16 protein-coding genes are annotated in these 16501 nt (G+C 60.6%); 5 read left to right on the top strand and 11 right to left on the bottom strand.

The genetic code is table 11. The annotated features are described in order from the left end of the window. Positions 1-47 precede the first annotated feature (47 nt). From FEF26_RS02270 to FEF26_RS02250, 5 genes are read right to left on the bottom strand one after another with little or no spacing between them, the layout of a single operon-like run. Positions 48-764 carry an HAD family hydrolase gene (locus FEF26_RS02270; RefSeq protein ID WP_138251918.1) on the bottom strand — a complete coding sequence of 239 codons (717 nt, stop codon included), beginning with the start codon at positions 762-764 and terminating at the stop codon, positions 48-50. Then, positions 761-1843: an ABC transporter ATP-binding protein gene (locus FEF26_RS02265; protein WP_138251917.1), complete on the bottom strand. Its 1083-nt coding sequence runs from the start codon at positions 1841-1843 to the stop codon at positions 761-763. The genes FEF26_RS02270 and FEF26_RS02265 overlap by 4 nt, the downstream gene beginning before the upstream one ends. After that, complete coding sequence (locus tag FEF26_RS02260; RefSeq protein WP_138251916.1) at positions 1843-2712, bottom strand: ABC transporter permease; 870 nt, start codon at positions 2710-2712, stop codon at positions 1843-1845. Before FEF26_RS02260 ends, FEF26_RS02265 begins: the two co-directional genes overlap by 1 nt. Continuing rightward, entirely contained in the window at positions 2700-3680 is a 981-nt protein-coding gene (locus tag FEF26_RS02255) for an ABC transporter permease (protein WP_208012822.1), read from the bottom strand. The genes FEF26_RS02260 and FEF26_RS02255 overlap by 13 nt, the downstream gene beginning before the upstream one ends. Beyond that, positions 3677-4810 carry an ABC transporter substrate-binding protein gene (locus tag FEF26_RS02250; RefSeq protein ID WP_138251915.1) on the bottom strand — a complete coding sequence of 378 codons (1134 nt, stop codon included), beginning with the start codon at positions 4808-4810 and terminating at the stop codon, positions 3677-3679. The genes FEF26_RS02255 and FEF26_RS02250 overlap by 4 nt, the downstream gene beginning before the upstream one ends. A 198-nt stretch (positions 4811-5008) precedes the next feature. On the opposite strand from FEF26_RS02250, the gene FEF26_RS02245 reads away from it, so the two are divergent. The 5 genes from FEF26_RS02245 to FEF26_RS16040 all read left to right on the top strand — a co-directional run bounded on the left by FEF26_RS02245 (position 5009) and on the right by FEF26_RS16040 (position 9772). Continuing rightward, positions 5009-5776, top strand: coding sequence for a GntR family transcriptional regulator (locus FEF26_RS02245; protein ID WP_138251914.1), 768 nt, complete (start codon positions 5009-5011; stop codon positions 5774-5776). Positions 5777-5798: 22 nt separating this feature from the next. Next, positions 5799-6515, top strand: a complete 717-nt coding sequence (locus FEF26_RS02240) for a hypothetical protein (protein WP_138251913.1) — start codon at positions 5799-5801, stop codon at positions 6513-6515. A gap of 16 nt (positions 6516-6531) precedes the next feature. Next, positions 6532-7695 (top strand): hypothetical protein, encoded by a 1164-nt coding sequence (locus FEF26_RS02235; protein ID WP_166432878.1) that lies wholly within the window; start codon positions 6532-6534, stop codon positions 7693-7695. 173 nt (positions 7696-7868) lie between these two features. Further along, positions 7869-8645 carry a DUF6318 family protein gene (locus tag FEF26_RS02230; RefSeq protein WP_138251911.1) on the top strand — a complete coding sequence of 259 codons (777 nt, stop codon included), beginning with the start codon at positions 7869-7871 and terminating at the stop codon, positions 8643-8645. Then, positions 8642-9772, top strand: coding sequence for a PKD domain-containing protein (locus FEF26_RS16040; RefSeq protein ID WP_243730357.1), 1131 nt, complete (start codon positions 8642-8644; stop codon positions 9770-9772). Before FEF26_RS02230 ends, FEF26_RS16040 begins: the two co-directional genes overlap by 4 nt. A gap of 43 nt (positions 9773-9815) precedes the next feature. On the opposite strand, the gene FEF26_RS02220 is transcribed toward FEF26_RS16040, so the two are convergent. The 6 genes from FEF26_RS02220 to dcd all read right to left on the bottom strand — a co-directional run bounded on the left by FEF26_RS02220 (position 9816) and on the right by dcd (position 16401). Then, entirely contained in the window at positions 9816-10211 is a 396-nt protein-coding gene (locus FEF26_RS02220; RefSeq protein WP_138251910.1) for a hypothetical protein, read from the bottom strand. Between the two features lie 128 nt (positions 10212-10339). Continuing rightward, positions 10340-10762, bottom strand: a complete 423-nt coding sequence (gene panD / locus FEF26_RS02215; RefSeq protein ID WP_138251909.1) for an aspartate 1-decarboxylase — start codon at positions 10760-10762, stop codon at positions 10340-10342. A 94-nt stretch (positions 10763-10856) separates the two neighbouring features. After that, positions 10857-12053: a CynX/NimT family MFS transporter gene (locus tag FEF26_RS02210; protein ID WP_138251908.1), complete on the bottom strand. Its 1197-nt coding sequence runs from the start codon at positions 12051-12053 to the stop codon at positions 10857-10859. 48 nt (positions 12054-12101) lie between these two features. Beyond that, positions 12102-14681, bottom strand: coding sequence for an HAD-IC family P-type ATPase (locus tag FEF26_RS02205; protein WP_138251907.1), 2580 nt, complete (start codon positions 14679-14681; stop codon positions 12102-12104). 11 nt (positions 14682-14692) lie between these two features. Continuing rightward, positions 14693-15823, bottom strand: a complete 1131-nt coding sequence (locus tag FEF26_RS02200; RefSeq protein WP_138251906.1) for a hypothetical protein — start codon at positions 15821-15823, stop codon at positions 14693-14695. After that, complete coding sequence (gene dcd / locus FEF26_RS02195; protein WP_138251905.1) at positions 15820-16401, bottom strand: dCTP deaminase; 582 nt, start codon at positions 16399-16401, stop codon at positions 15820-15822. Before dcd ends, FEF26_RS02200 begins: the two co-directional genes overlap by 4 nt. Positions 16402-16501 lie beyond the last annotated feature (100 nt).

The raw sequence follows: 16501 nt of genomic DNA, 5'->3' as shown, positions 1-16501 counted from the left end.
GATGTTCCTTCGGTAGGGATATCAGGGTAGGGCATGTCAGGTGCGGATTAGGACTCGATGGCTATTGCGTCCAGGCTCGCCAGCCGCCAGCGGCACTGCAGCTCCACTGAGGGGTCTGCGTTCACGCCGATGACGAGCAGCCCGGCAGCCGAGGCGGCTTGTGCACCGGCCGGCGAATCTTCGAGTGCCACCGTGTGCTCGGGCGCTACGGCCAAGCGTTCACAGGCGTGGAGATACAAGTCAGGTGCTGGCTTCCCAGCGCTGACATCCTCCACGGTGCACACTGTGTGGGCCGCAGAGAGCAGAGCTGCGTCGGCAAGCATGGCGGTGACATCATGGCGCAGGCCATTGCTGGCCACCGCCACCGGCACCCTTGATGCCAGAGAGGTAAAGAGGGTCACAGCTCCGGGCATCGGATCGACTCCGGAGCCCAGGAGAGCCGAGTATCGGTGGGTGAGTTCAGCGGCCAGGCAGGGCGCTTGCGCAGCGGCTTCTCCTCGGGAGCCATTTGTGCCGGAGAAGCTTGGGGCAGTCCTGACATGGGAGAGTCGAGCGGCCGCGTCATGCACAGAGAGTCCTAAGAGCCGTTCTGCGGGGAAGTCTTGGACGCCGTGTTCTGCCAACCAGGTCTCGATCATCTGCAACCAGAGCGATTCGGAGTCTATGAGGAGCCCATCGCAGTCGAACACAGCGGCCCGGGCCTGGATCCTTAGCTCCCCTTCGGCTGTGGCCAGACGCAGGGTCGTGGCGCTCTGTTCAGTCATACGGTGACCTGCTCAGCCGGGTTCTGCTTATTGGCTGACACGCGCAGAGCAGGAGTGGACATCACCTGCGGGGTGACTCGTGTGCCGGGGACCAGATCAGAGGCTTCTACCGCTGAGACGGAGGATGTCACCTCAAGATCGTTGGCCGGGTTGGTGGCGCGAACAATGGTCCGTTCACCCGTGTAGATCTGGGAGATCACAGTGCAGGAGCCGTCTTCGTCGGGTACCAGAGTGATGTCCTCTGGCCTGACGAACAATGTATCCAGGCCAGCTTCCGGGTGCTGCACTGGCAGGGCTCCGCCGCGGTAATCACGGGTCGCTCCCACTTCTGTCACGCTTCCCACGAACCGGGCGACGAACTCTGTCGAGGGTTTTTGGTAGATCGTCCGCGGTTCGTCAAGCTGTTCGATCACACCGTCCTTCAGGACTGCCACTCGGTCTGCGATAGACAGAGCCTCCTCCTGATCGTGGGTGACGAACATCGTGGTGATTCCCAATTGCTGTTGCAAGCGCCGAATCTCTTCCCGGATCTGGGAACGAACAATCGCGTCCAGGGCAGAAAGCGGTTCGTCAAGCAGCAGCACACCCGGTTGAATCGCAAGCGCGCGGGCCAGGGCGACTCGTTGCTGCTGTCCCCCGGAAAGCTGATGCGGATAGCGGCTGGCGAACTCTGCCAACCCGCACATCTCCAAGAGCTCTTTGGCGCGGGCTGCGCGTTTACCGCGATCTACCCGGCGCACTCGCAACCCGTATTCCACGTTTTCTTGGACCGAGAGGTTCGGGAAGAGGCTGTAGGCCTGAAAGACCATGCCGATCCCGCGCCTATTTGCTGGCACGGACGTGATGTCCTGACCATTGACCAGGACTCTGCCGGAGCTGGGCTTCTCGAACCCAGCCAGAATGCGCAGCGCCGTCGTCTTTCCGCAGCCGGATGGTCCCAATACGGTGACCAACTCACCGGAGGAGATATGCAGATCAATGCTCTGCAGCACCTGGGTGGAGCCGAAACTCTTGGTGATCCCGTCGAAGACGACGTCGTTCCCGGCTTCTTGGCGAACAGCAGTGGTGGACTCAGTCATCAGTGTGCTTCCTTCTCTAGAGTCGTTGCCTCATCCAGTGCGGCGGCTTTCCTCTTGGCTTTGCCCAGTGCGGAGAAACGCCCTGCCGAGAGAGTCGCCACAAGCAGCAGAATCCAGGTGCTCAGATTCAGCAGCACAGCAATAGCAATCGAGGCACGGAAATTTGAATTGGACACGGTGAACAGCCACACCGGAATGGTTTCGCGGTTCAGCGTCGCGGCGATGGCGAATTCGCCCAGACAGACAGCGGTGGCGAAAAACACCGAGAAGAGGACTGGACCGCGAATATTGGGGATCACAACCCGCCAGACTGTGCCCCAGACGCTCGATCCCAGTGAGGAGGATCCCTCGACCATCGCTTTCAGGGGGATGGTGCGCAGGCCGGCGTCGATGGATCGGAAGGTGAAGGGCAGACAGAGCACCACATAGGTGCCGACCAGAATCAGCGGAAGATCAGGGTGCTGGATAAACTGACTGACCTCGCTGGCCAAGGAACCCCTGCCCTGTTGTGCACCCCAGCGCAGCAGCGCGACGACACCGGCTGCCAAGGCGATGGGCGGCACGACCAGTGGCAGGGTGCAGAGAATCTCCAGCACCGGGCGCAACCGAGGCGCCCACAGGTGGACCGCCAGCACAGCGGGCACCAGGGTCGCCACCAGTGTGACGATCGTCAGTGCCGCGATGAGCAGGGTGCGCGTTGCTGCAGCGGCCAGGCTGGCGTCATCGGTGATGACTGAATAGGCCGAGAGTGAGAAGCGTCCACCCGGGAAGACCGCGTAGTAGATGCTGCAGAGCACTGGCACGGTCACATAGAGCGCAACTGCGACGATAGGCAGCCAATTGGAGTACCGCCAGTTTACTGAAGCCATCTTGCGCTCCTCCTCTGCAGGCGGTTGAAGAAGAACAGCACGACGACGGCGATGACCACCATGGTGACGCCAAGCGCCATTGCAGTGGACTGACCGCCAGCTCCCAGACCGGAGCCCAAGAGAGAATCGATGCTCAAGGGAATCAGCGGGAACCCGCCGGACCCAATGAGAACCGCAGCCGAGGCGTAAGTGGCGAAGGCGGAGCCGAATAGAAGAATCCATCCGCCGAGCAGAGCGGGTGTGGCAATGGGGATGCCCACGCGCCGCCAGAATGTCAGGCGGGACCCGCCAAGGGAGGTGTTGGCCTCAGTCCACTCCTTCCGCAGTCCCACGAATGTCGGCAGGGTCACCATGATCATGGTGGGTATGAGGAAGTACTGGTACATGGCGACCAGGCCCTGCCAGGAGTAGAGGGTGAAACCGATTGCCTCCAGGCCCAGCAGTCCGAAGATGATTCCGGTGTTGCCCAGGGTCACGATGAAGGAGAACGCCAGTGGTGCACCACCGTCATTGGCCAGCACGGAGGAGAACACTGCCACGACGGAATCGAGACGCTCTGATTTGATCTGGGCAATGCAGAATGCGGTGATCGATCCGGCGACTGCGGCGATCAGAGAACCCACCACCGAGATCAGTACTGAGTTGCGCATAGCCCGGGAGTGCGAGCTCAGATCGAGGAAGTTGTCCAGCCCGATTCGGGTGCCGCCGTCGTCGGTCTGGACGGCGAAGGCAATAGTGGTCATCCCGAAGATCGGCACCAGGAAGAAGACCGCAATAATGAGAGTCAGGGGCGCCAGAGCGAGGACTGCTGGGGAGCGCAGGGCAGTGGTGACACCATCCCAGCGTCCACGGCTGAGTAGTGGGGGGCGAGCACCCGGGGGCGCCCCCGGCGCTCCGCCGCCCGGTGCCGCAGCACCAGGGGGAGCGCCGGGCGCAGACCCGGGGGTGGGAGCGACAGGAACGCTCACTGGATAGCCTCAGTCCAGAGCGACTCGACGACCTCCTGGTTTGCTTCGCGCTGATCAAGGGTGGGTTGTGGTGCCTCAATACCGTCCTGGCCGGGAAGCGCGACCAGTGCTTCCTGGTTCACCGAATCTGCCTCGATCATGGCGTCGAGCCGGACTGGAGTGACGTAGCCCTCCAGCAGCAGGTTCTGGCCTTCATCGGAGAAGAGGAACTCGTAGAAAAGGCGCGCGACGGCTGGGTGGGGGGCGTCGTCGTTGATGGATGCGGCGTAGAAGGATGAGACCTGGCCGTCCTCAGGGAGGTGGATGTCTAGGACTGCACCGGTGTCGGCTTCGAGGTCGTCAGCGATGGGCTGCAGCAGGTAGTCCCAGTTGATGACAATTGGGGTTTCACCGGTTTCGATGGTGCCGGCGTTGGCTTCTACGGGAACGAAGTTGCCCATTGCGGAGAGCTCGTTGAAAAATTCAATGCCTGGTTCGACGTCATCGAAGCTGCCGCCACTGGCTTCTGCTGCGGCGTGGACCACCATGAACCCTGATTCACCGGTGGTGGGGTCACCGGGGATGGCAACCATACCGGAGTACTGCTCATCCAGCAGGTCGGAGAAGTTCTCGGGGCAGTCATCGACGCGAGAGGTGTCACAGCCGATGGCCATGGTGCCACCCAGGTGGTTGATCCACGTTCCGGTCTCGGAGCGGAACTCTTCAGGGATGTCGTCGTAGGTTTCCGGGTAGTACTCAGCCAGCAGTCCGTCCTCATCGGCTTCGTCAGCGAAACTGATTCCGGTATCCAAGTAGTCCAGAGAGTCGCCTTGCCCCTCCCGGTTGACTACCGCGTTGATGAGATCTTGGCTGGAACCGGTCGACTGGTCGTTATTGATTTCTATGTCGTAGGTTTCGGAGAAGGCCTCCAAAAGCCCCCCGTAGTTGGCCCAGTCGTCGTAGAGCCCCATCGCGTTGAAGGTCCCCTCGGCCTGTGCGTCATCGATGAGTTGGTCCATACCGCCGCCGTCTTCGACGCTTGTTGCTTCACGCCAATTGGCGGAGCTTTCGGACTCTTCACCATCGCCGCAGGCAGTGAGGCCTAGCGTGATGACTAAGGCGGATCCGAACATGATGCGAGTGCGTGTCACGTGAATTCAGTCCTTCAATTATGATTTGGCGCGGAATCCGCGACCCTTGCACTCCCATCCTCACTAGTGAAGTCAAAGAGGTCAAGTGAGAGTTCACTAGTGAAAACGAAGTTTGGGTGAACTCTCTGTGACATGACGTGACACTTCCGCGGCGTAGACTTTTGGCTCAGTAGCCGAGACACGCAGGAGGTTTGTCGGGTGGGAACGTTCGCTTTTGCGGAGATTGCGCAGGCCGTGGAGCAGGAGATACAGGAGGGAAAGTACCCTCCTGGCAGCTCCTTGCCTTCCGAGCGGGAGCTCAGCGAACGGTTTGGGGTTTCACCTGGAACAGTCCGCATGGCGCTGCGCGAACTCGTAGCCGATGGCACAGTCGACGGCACCCGCGGGCGGCCCAAACGGGTGGTGCGAGTTCCCCGCAGGCCCGCCTCGTTCAACGAATTCCGCAGCTTCGCCCAGTGGGCGCGCAGACAGGGGTACGAGCCTGGGGGAGAGGTGTTGTTCGCAGAATGGAAGATCGCTGATGCCCAGGATGAGCAGATGCTCGATGTCCCGCGGGGGCGGCGAGTATTGGATGTGTTGCGCTTACGAACCCTGGATGGCGAGAGCGTCATGCTGGAGCACACCCACTACCCGGAGTGGCTCGGCGAAATTGTTGAGGCCATCGATGACTGTGCACCGTCGGTGACATCGCTCCTTGCTGAGAACCACGCAGTGCACTTTTCGCACGCTGAGCATGCCTTTGGTGCTGAGCGGGCCAAAGTTCGCCACGCCGATAGCCTGGGGATTCCGCGAGGTTCTGCGTTGCTGATGCATCAGCGGGTCTCCCGTGACTCCACGGGCCGCCCCTTGGAATGGTCTACTGACCGCTACATCGCGGGAAAAATCATGCTCTCCGTGGGCAATTCTTGGCATTCGAACCCGCTGCAATGGATCACCCCCGATGCTTTTGGGGGAATAGGACCTTAGCTGGCGCTATTCTTGAGTGGCTATGCTCCAGCTGCTCAGTCTCCTCGAATCCTTACGTGCCCGGCAGGCGCAAATTGACGCCGCGCGCCCGACCCCCCTTCCCAGCGACTCCCAGCTCCTGGCGGACGCGCTCGCCAACCGGCACATCACCGCCAAGCGCATCACGGAGGGCCGGTGGATCTTCGAGTTCCGGGGGAACGTGATCGGCGGATTCGCCAACAGGGTCACGACCTTGGTCAGTGCCCATTCGCGCCGTCTCCTCCGTGACCCCGCGCAGTTGCGCGCCCATTTGGACCTGATGGAGGTGCCTCACGCAATCGAGCACGACGACGCTTCAGAGCAGCTCCAGCCCATGCTCCCCCTTGAATTCGATGAGACGGATGATAATGATGATCATCCCGCTCTTCTGCAGGCCTACTGCGTGGGTAAGGAAGCGGTGAGCGTAATTGCCGTTGTGCCCGATTCTGGAGAGGGGAAAAAGTCCCTCACCGTTGATGTGACCGACCGTGTTGATGAAGGAATTGCTCAGCTTGCGGTGAGCGGAATGAGCAGCGTTCCAGGGCTTCTGGCGGGTGCCGTGAATCTGAAGGTGAGGTCCCTCGATACTGGTGACGGCGGCGTCGTCATCGGAATCGATGAGACTGCTAGCACTGTTCCGCACCATTACCCGAACTTGGGACGCGGGCGGGCGGTGGCCGACGCGGTTGCTGAGCATATTCTCTTCACGGCGGCTCTGTGACGCTATGGTGAATCCCATGTCAGAGACTTACTTTCCTCCTCCTGCCGGTGGGAGTTCCGGGCGCGAGCCGGGGCCTCCGCCGCCGCCTGGAACGGCTCCAGAGGCTGCGCGCCCCACGGTGGACTTAGGGGAGGATCCTTCTGCGACCTCACGGTTTATCGCAGAACATGTGGAACCGCGGTACGGACAGTTGCGGAGGTGGAACTCCACCCTGACTCATGATGAGCTGCTGCAGCGCGCAGCTCGCCGGAAGCGCATGACGATCAAGAAGATCACGGAATCGAATCAGCTGTTCTTCCTTTCAGGCGTCCTTGTCGGCGGCATGGATGGTGTCATTACGTCACTGGTGAGTCATCAAGCCCGGCGGGTCTCCCGGTCGAAGGCCATGACAAAGCGCTATCTGAGTTCTGCTGAGGTGCCGACCCCCAAGGGTAAGGCGATCAACCCCACGGACTTTGCCCGTGCGGTGAAGTACATGAAGGCTCTGGGTAAGCGCGTGGCGGTGAAGCCTTCGGCTGGCCGGGCGGCCCGGGGTATCAGCGTCAATGTCACCAAAGAATCGGAGCTGCGCAATGCTTGGCAGGCTGCGATGGCAGCTCGTTCGGCCACGTCCGAATCGCGGTACTTGATTGTGATCGAGGAGTACGCTCCAGGTCTGGACATTCGTTGTTATGTGGTGGGTGGCCAGGTAGTGGGCGCAGTGGCCCGGTTGCCGTTTTATGTCATTGGTGATGGCGTCTCCTCGGTGGGTAAGTTGGCGGAAGATGAGATCGCGCGCCGCCGACCCAACGAGTACCTGAGGAGTCGTCAGCCAGAGGTCAGCGATGCCTTCTTAGCAGGGATGGGGGTGACTCGGCGGACCGTGCTGCCCATGGGCAAGTTGCAGTATCTGACATCGATCGCTGACACCGGTCGCGGTGGCGGGATCGCTGTAGACGTGCTGGACCTGCTCGGCGTGGAGCTGAAGGACCTAGCCGTTGACGGGCTCGCCGCAATTCCGGGCCTTGGAGCTGCTGCCGTCGATCTTCTGGCACCGGATATGGCCAGCGCTGAAGGTGCCGTCGTGTTGGAAGTGAACCCCTATGCCAACATCATGCAGTTCCACTACCCCAGTTACGGGGAGCCCCGAAAGGTCAACGATGCCATCGTGGAAGAGATTCTCGAGCGCGCGTCGAGGTAGACCCGGCGAAGTTTTCCACAGATTCTCATTGGACCTGGTGCCACGAGTTCAGTCTGGTTAGGCTATGTCACGCAGCTCTTACTTCTTAGTAGGGGCTGTGGACGTTGAAAGATTCGTGGTGGCGTTGGAGGGTCTCCGGCGTGCCGCGCAAAGCTGTGGACGGGTGACCGGCTGTGACACATTTGGGCGTGTGGAGGATTACTGGGGCTGCCGTAGTGATGGTGGGACTGGCTGGCTGTGCCGCAGGTGCGGATGCCGATGAGCCCGCGCCGACAGTCTTGGAGACTCCGCCTGAAGCCTCAGCGGATACTGGTAATTCCGAATCCGTGGATTTTGGTGGGGAAGATCCCGAGGCTGATTCTCCGGATGAATCGGAACCGACGCCGGTTCCTGCGTCGTCTGAAGGTCCTGCTCAAAATTGGCCTGCCCCCGATCCGCCAGACGAGATCTATGAACCCACTGAAGAAGGCGCCGAAGCTCTCCTTCAGTACTTCTACGAAGCCAGACATTATGCGCGAGTGACTGGAGATACTGAGCCATTCGAGGGTGTTTCAGTCCCTGGGTGCGCAATTTGCGACTACGAACTGGACGTAGTTGAGGAGGTATATTCCAACGACGGGTGGTATGTGAGTGAACCTGATGAAGTGAGTGATTTTTACTTGAGACTCGATTCTGACGACGCCGCGTCGGGAATGTTCGCTCTGAAGGAGTCGGATTTCGAGACCTACTGGCAGGGGGAATTCTACGGAGAAACGGAGGCTGACAGCGTTGAAGGCTTCGGTTTTGCGATGGTTTTCGAGGATGGTAGCTGGCAGATGCTTGAAACGACTCACCTTGGCGAGTTTGATGCTGATTTGCTCGGCTTTCAGTCGAAGTCGGAGTCTTCGATCTCTTCTTTGGCATCAACGCCAGAATTCGGAATCCACGCGAGGCCAGGGGACTCGTTATGAGTCTGCCATCTGTGTTGGCTAGCGGTCTTGCGATGTCGCTCCACTTGGGGACGACAACTGGTGTCGAGGCGGACCAAGTGAAGCCAGAACTGGACATTGAAGGCCGATATGACGGACATCACGTCGAAGTTGAGTTGCGAATCGAAGGTCCGGAGCGGGACGCGCGTCAGTGGCGGGAGGTGCCGCGCCAAGGAGGCAGCCCCGGTGAGAGTTCACGGTCTGGCTTGGGACCGCCCGCTCAAGGAGGCGGACGGGGATCCAACGGAGGCGGTTCCGCTCGCAGCGCGCACTACTGTGTCGACGACGCAGGCGAAGCAGATCCCGCCTGCACAAGATTTATGGCCGCAATGCCGACTTTCATCACGAACTTCACATGCTCGATGGGGCAACGGCTAGCCGACACTCAAGAGCAGCGAGGGTTCGCTCCGAGAGAAGTGTGCCCCGAGGATGAGCCAGCTGCCGAGATTGAGCAGGTCTTCGCAGAAGACGTGCCAGATCAGACCGAGTCGCAATGGGAATTGATCCTTACCCAGATACCCGGCGAGGTGGAGCAGGCCTTCGCAAGCCTGCCCATACAAGGTGGGACCGTAGCCTTTGAAGAAGAGCTCTTAGGATTTGGCTACGTCAACCAGCACACCAATGTTTTCGCCGAAGTTTCGACCCAGACGTTCACTGAGTCCCTACTCGGGATAGAGGTCGAAATCCGAGCAATCCCGGTCGAATACAGATTCAATTACGGAGACGGAACTACCAGGAGCACATCCGACCCAGGCGGCCCAGCCACTCGGCAGACCAGCACAGGCGCACTCGATATCGAGACGCCCACCTCGCATGTCTACCAAGACACAGGAACTTACCCCGTGAGCGTCACCACCACATTCATCGGTGAATACCGGCTCCCGGGTGGGGCCTGGACACCAATCAGCGGTTCCACATCCGTGGAAGCCAGCCCTGGTGTAGCAGACATATGGCGCCTCAGTCACCGGCACGTCTCCGGCGCCTGTCAGGATGCAAACCACTGGGGTTGCTCAGGACCAGTCGAGCTGGCACCAGGTGACAAGCCACCGAAGATCTTCGTCGACGAATACGACAGCAATGGACGCTACATAGGTCCCACAAGGCCCTAATGAATCACACCTCAGCTAAGTCAGCCAGCTCGCAGGGCGAGACTCAGTTCTTGGTGTCCCCTTGTTCGGTGCCCGAAGAGCCGGCACCGCCACTGGAGTCGTCCCCACTGAACTCTTGGGCTTTAGCCTCCACGATGTCCTCAGCCTCATCGACGATATCGGTCATCATCTCTTGAGCCTCGTCGGCTTTGTCCGCGGCCTTCCGCAGAGCCCCCGACGCAGACTTAGCTGCCTTCTTAGCACCTTCAGCAACTTCGTGCGACACCCTAGTGGCAGTGTCAGAGGCCATCGAGACAAAGTCCTGGACTTCCTCGCGCTCCCACGCCTCTTGAGCGGACTTCTTAGCGTTCTCAATCCCGACGTCGACTCGGTCCTGACCCTTCTTGGTGCCGATCAGATAACCGATGGCAACTCCAGCTCCCAGTGAAAGCAATCCCATGATGTGCTCCTTCTTCCGAATACGTCCTGCGTTGGATAGTTCCAACTTAGCCGTGCCGACCCGGCGCTGTCACGGGGGTTATGCCCTTACTTTGCCCTGAGAGGGCCCTGATTTTCGGCGAGTGAACCTCAGGCTCGGGTCGCAAGACGAGGGTCGAGCTGGTCATGTGACCCAGGAACAGGCTCAGCTGGGTCCCCGCCGAGACGCACCATGGCGTTGTCGGTGTCTACATGGACCACCCTCGGCTCGTACAGGGTGAGCTCGGCGTCGTCGAGCTGAAGGTAAGACATGATGATGACCAAATCACCAGGGTGAACCAAATGCGCCGCGGCGCCGTTGATTCCCAGGACGCCAGAGCCCGGATCCCCGGCGATGGCATAGGTCGACAGACGCGCGCCATTGGTGATGTCGACAATGTCGACCTTCTCTCCCTCAAGAATCCCGGCGGCGCGCAGAAGGTCGGCGTCGACAGTGACGGACCCTACGTAGTGTAAATCGGCATGTGTCACTGTGGCGCGGTGTATTTTCCCGCCCAGCATCGTCCTCAGCATAAGTGCTCACTTTCGTGAAGATTCAGGCAATTCAGCCTAAATTATCCAGCGTTCGCCGCGCTGCGCCTATTCCCGTCCCACAGAGACTGAACCATCACTCCACATGAACGTTGCGGCCAGCGAAATGACCGAAGACCCCCTGGGCCAACGCCAGGGCAAAAGCACACCACAACACCGGTGTCCACGAATCGACCACCTGGTAGAGCGCCCCAGCCAGCACAGGTCCGGCCGCAGCAAGAAGGTATCCGACTCCCTGGGCCATCCCAGAGAGCTTGCCAACCTGGCGTGGACTGCCTGCGCGCAACGAGATGAACGTCAGGGCCAGAAGCAGGGAACAGCCAGTCGAGGTGCCAGCACACAGGGCCCACAGCGGCATGAGCCCAGGCGCGACAATGATCCCCAGCAGGGCCACCAGCATGAAAGCAACCACCACCGCTGAGATTCCCCGTTGATCCCTGGTGCGCTGCATGATCTGGCCGACGATAAGACTGGCGACGACGCCCACAGCCTGGAACAGCCCGAGCCACAGTCCCGCAGAAGCCTCGTTGATTCCATGAGAGGTTTGGATCGCCGGAAACCACGTGAGCAGGGTGTAGAACAATGTGGACTGCAGCCCGAAATAGAGAGTCACCTGCCAGGCCAGAGGCTGCCGCCAGAGCGTCGTCGGCAGCCCGGCTCCGACCAGCCGAGTGGAGGAAGTATCACGCTGATCAGGCGCCGGCTTCTTTCGCAGTGCCCACCCGACAGCCGCCAATAGAGCAAAGATCGCCGGAACTGCAAATGCGAGTTCCCACCCAAGAGCATCAGCCAGGGGGACGGCCCCACCTGAAAATATGGCTGCAGCTCCCACAAGAGCTGCGGTGTACACCCCCGTCATGAACGGAACCCGGTCCGGAAAGTCACGCTTGACCACCGCGGGCACCAACACATTGCCCACACCAATGGCTGCAGAAAGGATCGAGGTTCCGGCATAGAGTGTCAACGCTTGGGGAACCAGGTCTGAGCCGGGGACCGACCTCAGGAGTGTCCCTGCGGCCAGCAGCAGCAGAGAGACGAATATCGTCCGTTCCAGCCCGAAACGTCTGCCCAGGACGTGGACGAACGGAGAGATGATCCCGAAAGCCACAATCGGCACAGAACCTAAGGCGCCAAGCGCCAACGGGCTCAGCCCCGTGTCAGAACCGATTCGTTCGATCAGAGGCCCCACCACGGTGATCGCTGGACGCAGGTTCGCCGACACCAGCAGCACGGTCGCCAACAGCATGAGGTTGCCAGAGGCTCGGTTAGACATACGAGCCACTCTAGGACACCACCATCGTGGGGGAACGGGAGGGGCTGCTCACTGCTGGGCAGCCGGGATCACTGAAGTCCCCCTTGACGGGCTGGGCTTTTCCACCCAGGCTACGTAGCCACGGTGTCCGAGTTCAACAAGTCCGCATCCGGCCAGTGAGGCAACAAACGTGGCGGCCAGCAGCTCAGCTGTCGGCAGGGCGAACAGGTGATACTGCTGGGAGATCGGCACGAGCAGAACCAGTCCGAGCAGGACGTACATGGAGCTGATCAGGGTCACCCTGGGAATGGTCAGCGGACGAAGGGCCGTATTGAGAACCCATAGGCCGACTAGCGTCAACGCAATGAAGCTTGCAGTTTGGATCTCAGAGGCGGAGTCGCCGAATCGACGTCCGAAGGCCGACACCGCAATCAAACTCATCACGATCGCCACAGACGTAGGAATGGCGAACATAGCCGAGCGTTTGAGGAACCCGCGCCGATACCGCTGAACGCTGGGCATGACCGCCAGCACGAAGGCAGGAAGACCCAATATGATGAAGTCTGCCGTGGAGAACTGACGGGGAATGAACGGGAAGTGCCAAAACGCGAGAGCAAAAAACAGCCCCAGAACGATCGCGTAGGCGGTCTTAGCCAGGAAGAGATTGGCCAGCCGCTCAGTATTGGCGATCACCTTCCGCCCCTCCTCCAATACGGAAGGAAGCCGTGAGAACTTTCCGTCGAGCAACACCATCCGGCTCACGGCCTTCGTTGCTGGCGCGCCGGAGCCCATGGCGATGCCCAGGTCTGCCTTCTTCACGGCTAAAGCGTCGTTGATGCCGTCACCAGTCATTGCGACCACATGTCCATTGGCCTGGAGCGCCTCCACCATGGCAGCTTTCTGCTCCGGGGTGACCCGGCCGAAAACGTTGTGTGTGGCCACCGCGGATCTCAGCACGTCAGGGTCAGCGGACAAGCTGGAGGCATCAATACCTTCGCCCTCGAACTCTAGACCCACCTCACGGGCCACCGCGGCAACTGTCTTGGGGTTGTCCCCAGAGATCACTTTGAGGCTGACTTCCTGCTCCCGGAAATATTCCAAGGTGGTGGCGGCGTCGCGCCGGACGTTTTCTTTGAACGTCACCAGAGCCACAGGCTTCAACTGAGGTGGCAGCGTCTGGCCCTTCCGGAGCGGAACCGTGTTTGCCTCGTCCAGTGGGCCGACCACCGGGGCGTGCGCCAGAAGAAGGGTGCGCAGGCCCTGAGCGGCGATCCCATCGGTATGGCGGAGAAGTTGATCAACGTCCACTTCTGAGGCGACTCGGGCATCCTTGAGGATCTCTGGGGCTCCAAGGACCCAGTGCCCGGCCAAGCGGCCTGCATCCTCGCCGAAGGTCACAGCGGACCAGCGGCGCATTGAAGAAAACTGCACGGCATAAGCGGGCCGGTGTGCGGGTATGGCGGTAAAGGGCACGGTGAGGGCCGCAGCCGTGGGATTGGCAGCCTCGTCATGTCCGAAATGCGCCAGGACCTGCTGCCACGGTTCCGCTCCATCCGCCGAATGCACCGCATGCGCTCTGGTGCTGCGTTCCCAGCCCACTGGCAGTCCGGCCGGGTCCAGGGACGTTGAACCGTGGAACACGATGGTCCCATCAGTAAGAGTTCCCGTCTTGTCCAAACACACGACGCCCACACGCGCCAGGATCTCCACGGCCGGCTGTTCTTGTATCAGCACCTGGTGGCGGGCCAGTTTCACCGCCGCAACCGCGAACGCAATTGTCGTCATCAGTGCCAGACCCTGGGGGACCATAGCGGTGATAGACGCCACGGCGGTGACGAGCGCCTCACGCCACTCCCCGGTGGCCCAAGCAGTCCGCCATCCACCATTGGCCAGCATCTGACCGTTGAACACCACCGCCGTGATCGGAATGAGGACGATCGACAGCCAGAATGCGATGCGCTCCAGCGCGCGGCGGATCTCAGAATTGATCTTGAGGTACTTCTTAGCCGCAGTAGTGAGCTTCACCGCATGAGCCCTCTCCCCGACCGCCGTGACCACGAACCTGCCGGAGCCGGCGATCACGGCCGTGCCGGAAAGTATGCCGTCCCCACGGCGTTTTGCGACAGGAACAGACTCACCGGTGAGCATGGACTCATCGATGTCCAGGTCATTACTGGAGAGAACGACCCCGTCCGCTGGGACTTGGTCACCGCGGCGGAGCTCCAGCACGTCGTCGAGAACCACCTGCTCACGGTGGATCTGGATGATCATTCCGTCACGTAGCACCCGGATGCGGTCCTGATGAAGCAGGGCAATACCATCGAGTTTCCGTTTGGCGCTGTATTCCTGGACGAGCCCGATCACTACATTGCCGACCGCGGCAATGGCGAAGAGTAGATCCAGCCAACGTCCCAGGAGGATGATGATGACGGCACAGACCGCAATGATGAGGTTGAACAGGGTCATCAAGTGGGTTCGAAGGATCTCAGCGATTGACCGGGACGTGGTGTGTGGCTGGACGTTGGCCAGTTGAAGTTGGAGTCGTTCGGAAACTTGAACAGAGTTCAGCCCCTTGGATTCGAGGACCTCGGGGTCGGGCGCTGACCTCAGCTCCGCAGGATCGCGTTCTTCGATCTTTGCTCTAGCCACGGGGCCTAAGTCTAAGGCGTGGTTCCGTTGATGGAGACCACCAGGTCATCACCGCTGGCACCGATCTGGATGTCGAGGTCGAACGGCACCTGTTCTGTCTCGTTCAGCTGCTCGCCAGTGTGGTGATGGATGGCGTCAAAGCTGGCTTCTGCCACCAGTTCGTTGTGTGTGATTTCCCACCCTTCGGCGTCGAAAGTGAGGGAGAACTCTTCGGCTTCGGGGAAATTCCAGCTGATGGTGTCCGGGTCAACCCGATGTGGTGTGGTGGTGCCCACTGGGCAGCCGGCGGGCATCAGCACCTGCTGGTCGCAGTCGTCGAAATAGGCGGCGAGTTCTTCCTCTAGGCGCTGGGCAGCCTCCTCAGAGGCCTCAAGTTCCATGGTCACGCGCTCAGCTGAGGCGGCGTCACCGCCATCGGCAGCCGTGACAACATGGGTGGTGGCCCCGGTCAGCCATTGGGTGTCGATGCTGATCTCGGCGACCGTCGGAACGTAGGCAGAGAGCTGAGCCGTCTCCTCGTCCAAATTAACCGGTTCACCGTTGACCTGGACCTGCCCGATTCCGCCCTGGCGTGCGCCGGGGACGTCCACCTCAAACCAGGTGATCCCGGCGGAAGCGATTTCCCAGTCGTCAAAGAAACCCCAAGAGGTTCCGGTATGCGTCACCGGCAGCTCGGTGGTGTAGGTGTCCTCCCCGGCAGTGAAGCTGAACTCGGCGCCGTCGCCGGTTTCGGCAACTTCAGCGGATTCGATCAGTTCAGCGGAACGGCTCAGCGGCGCACCGGTCAGAAGCAGGTTGTCGACCTCGCCGTTCTGGGCGAACTCAGGCACTGATTCGAACAGGCTCAGCGCCTCCGCGCCTTCACCAGCGCTGAGAGCATCCCAGTAGGTTTCGGCTGTCGCATCGGGCGCGTAGAAATGCTCGTTGACCTGCCATACCGCGACAACGGTTGCCACAGCCGCTACCACGAGGCCCACCGCCCACCCTGCCACAGCGACGATGCCGGGACGGGAGGTTTGGTCGTCCTCGGGGGCAGAGCGTTCATGGACAAAATCAGGGTGCTCATCAGCATCCGCTGAAAGGTTCGGCACCGGCCCATGGCCGGTGTGACGAGGTGAGGAGTGCTGAGGGATATCGCTCATGACGTGATGATCGTCCGGTGGAAGTTTTCGTGGCTGCGCGAAGCAGTGGGCCCACGCTGGCCTTGGTAGCGCGACTGATGGGCTGTTGAACCATAGCCGGTGGATGCGGGCGAAGAGAGCTTGAAGAAGCACAGCTGCCCGATCTTCGACCCAGGCCACAGTTTAATGGGCAGTGTGGCCATATTGGAGAGCTCCAGCGTCACCTGTCCGGTGAAACCGGGATCAATGAAACCTGCTGTGGAGTGCGTCAGGAGCCCCAAACGGCCCAGTGAAGACTTGCCTTCTAAACGGGCTGCGACGTCGTCGGGCAGTGTCACAACCTCATAGGTGGACCCCAGGACGAACTCACCAGGGTGCAGCACGAACGGTTCATCCGGGTCGACCTCCACCAAGCGGGTGAGGTCACTCTGCTCAACGGAAGGGTCAATATGAGCGTACTTGTGGTTGTCGAAAAGTCGGAACATGCGCTCTAGGCGCACATCGACACTGGAGGGTTGGATCATCTCCGCATCGAACGGATCAAGACGAATGCGGCCGACGTCGATCGCGGCACGAATATCATTATCGGAAAGCAGCACGGACCCAAATTACCAGCAGTGACCGCATCCAGGCAGGCGTAGGGTGGTGCGGGGGTGCCTGCAAAAGGCTCTCCCAACCCCTGAAGCCCCTGACCGGAGG

The organism is Nesterenkonia salmonea, from assembly GCF_005771525.1.
GTDB lineage: Bacteria > Actinomycetota > Actinomycetes > Actinomycetales > Micrococcaceae > Nesterenkonia > Nesterenkonia salmonea.
The sequence above is the reverse complement of the archived record's forward strand: the minus strand, read 5'-3'. Positions and strand labels throughout refer to the sequence as shown.

Excerpts from the sequence above, each read along its gene's own strand:
- FEF26_RS02270 (WP_138251918.1), bottom strand. The coding sequence starts at position 764 with ATGACTGAACAGAGCGCCACGACCCTGCGTCTGGCCACAGCCGAAGGG.
- FEF26_RS02265 (WP_138251917.1), bottom strand. The coding sequence starts at position 1,843 with ATGACTGAGTCCACCACTGCTGTTCGCCAAGAAGCCGGGAACGACGTC.
- FEF26_RS02260 (WP_138251916.1), bottom strand. The coding sequence starts at position 2,712 with ATGGCTTCAGTAAACTGGCGGTACTCCAATTGGCTGCCTATCGTCGCA.
- FEF26_RS02240 (WP_138251913.1), top strand. The coding sequence starts at position 5,799 with ATGCTCCAGCTGCTCAGTCTCCTCGAATCCTTACGTGCCCGGCAGGCG.
- FEF26_RS02235 (WP_166432878.1), top strand. The coding sequence starts at position 6,532 with ATGTCAGAGACTTACTTTCCTCCTCCTGCCGGTGGGAGTTCCGGGCGC.
- FEF26_RS16040 (WP_243730357.1), top strand. The coding sequence starts at position 8,642 with ATGAGTCTGCCATCTGTGTTGGCTAGCGGTCTTGCGATGTCGCTCCAC.
- FEF26_RS02220 (WP_138251910.1), bottom strand. The coding sequence starts at position 10,211 with ATGGGATTGCTTTCACTGGGAGCTGGAGTTGCCATCGGTTATCTGATC.
- panD (WP_138251909.1), bottom strand. The coding sequence starts at position 10,762 with ATGCTGAGGACGATGCTGGGCGGGAAAATACACCGCGCCACAGTGACA.
- FEF26_RS02210 (WP_138251908.1), bottom strand. The coding sequence starts at position 12,053 with ATGTCTAACCGAGCCTCTGGCAACCTCATGCTGTTGGCGACCGTGCTG.
- FEF26_RS02200 (WP_138251906.1), bottom strand. The coding sequence starts at position 15,823 with ATGAGCGATATCCCTCAGCACTCCTCACCTCGTCACACCGGCCATGGG.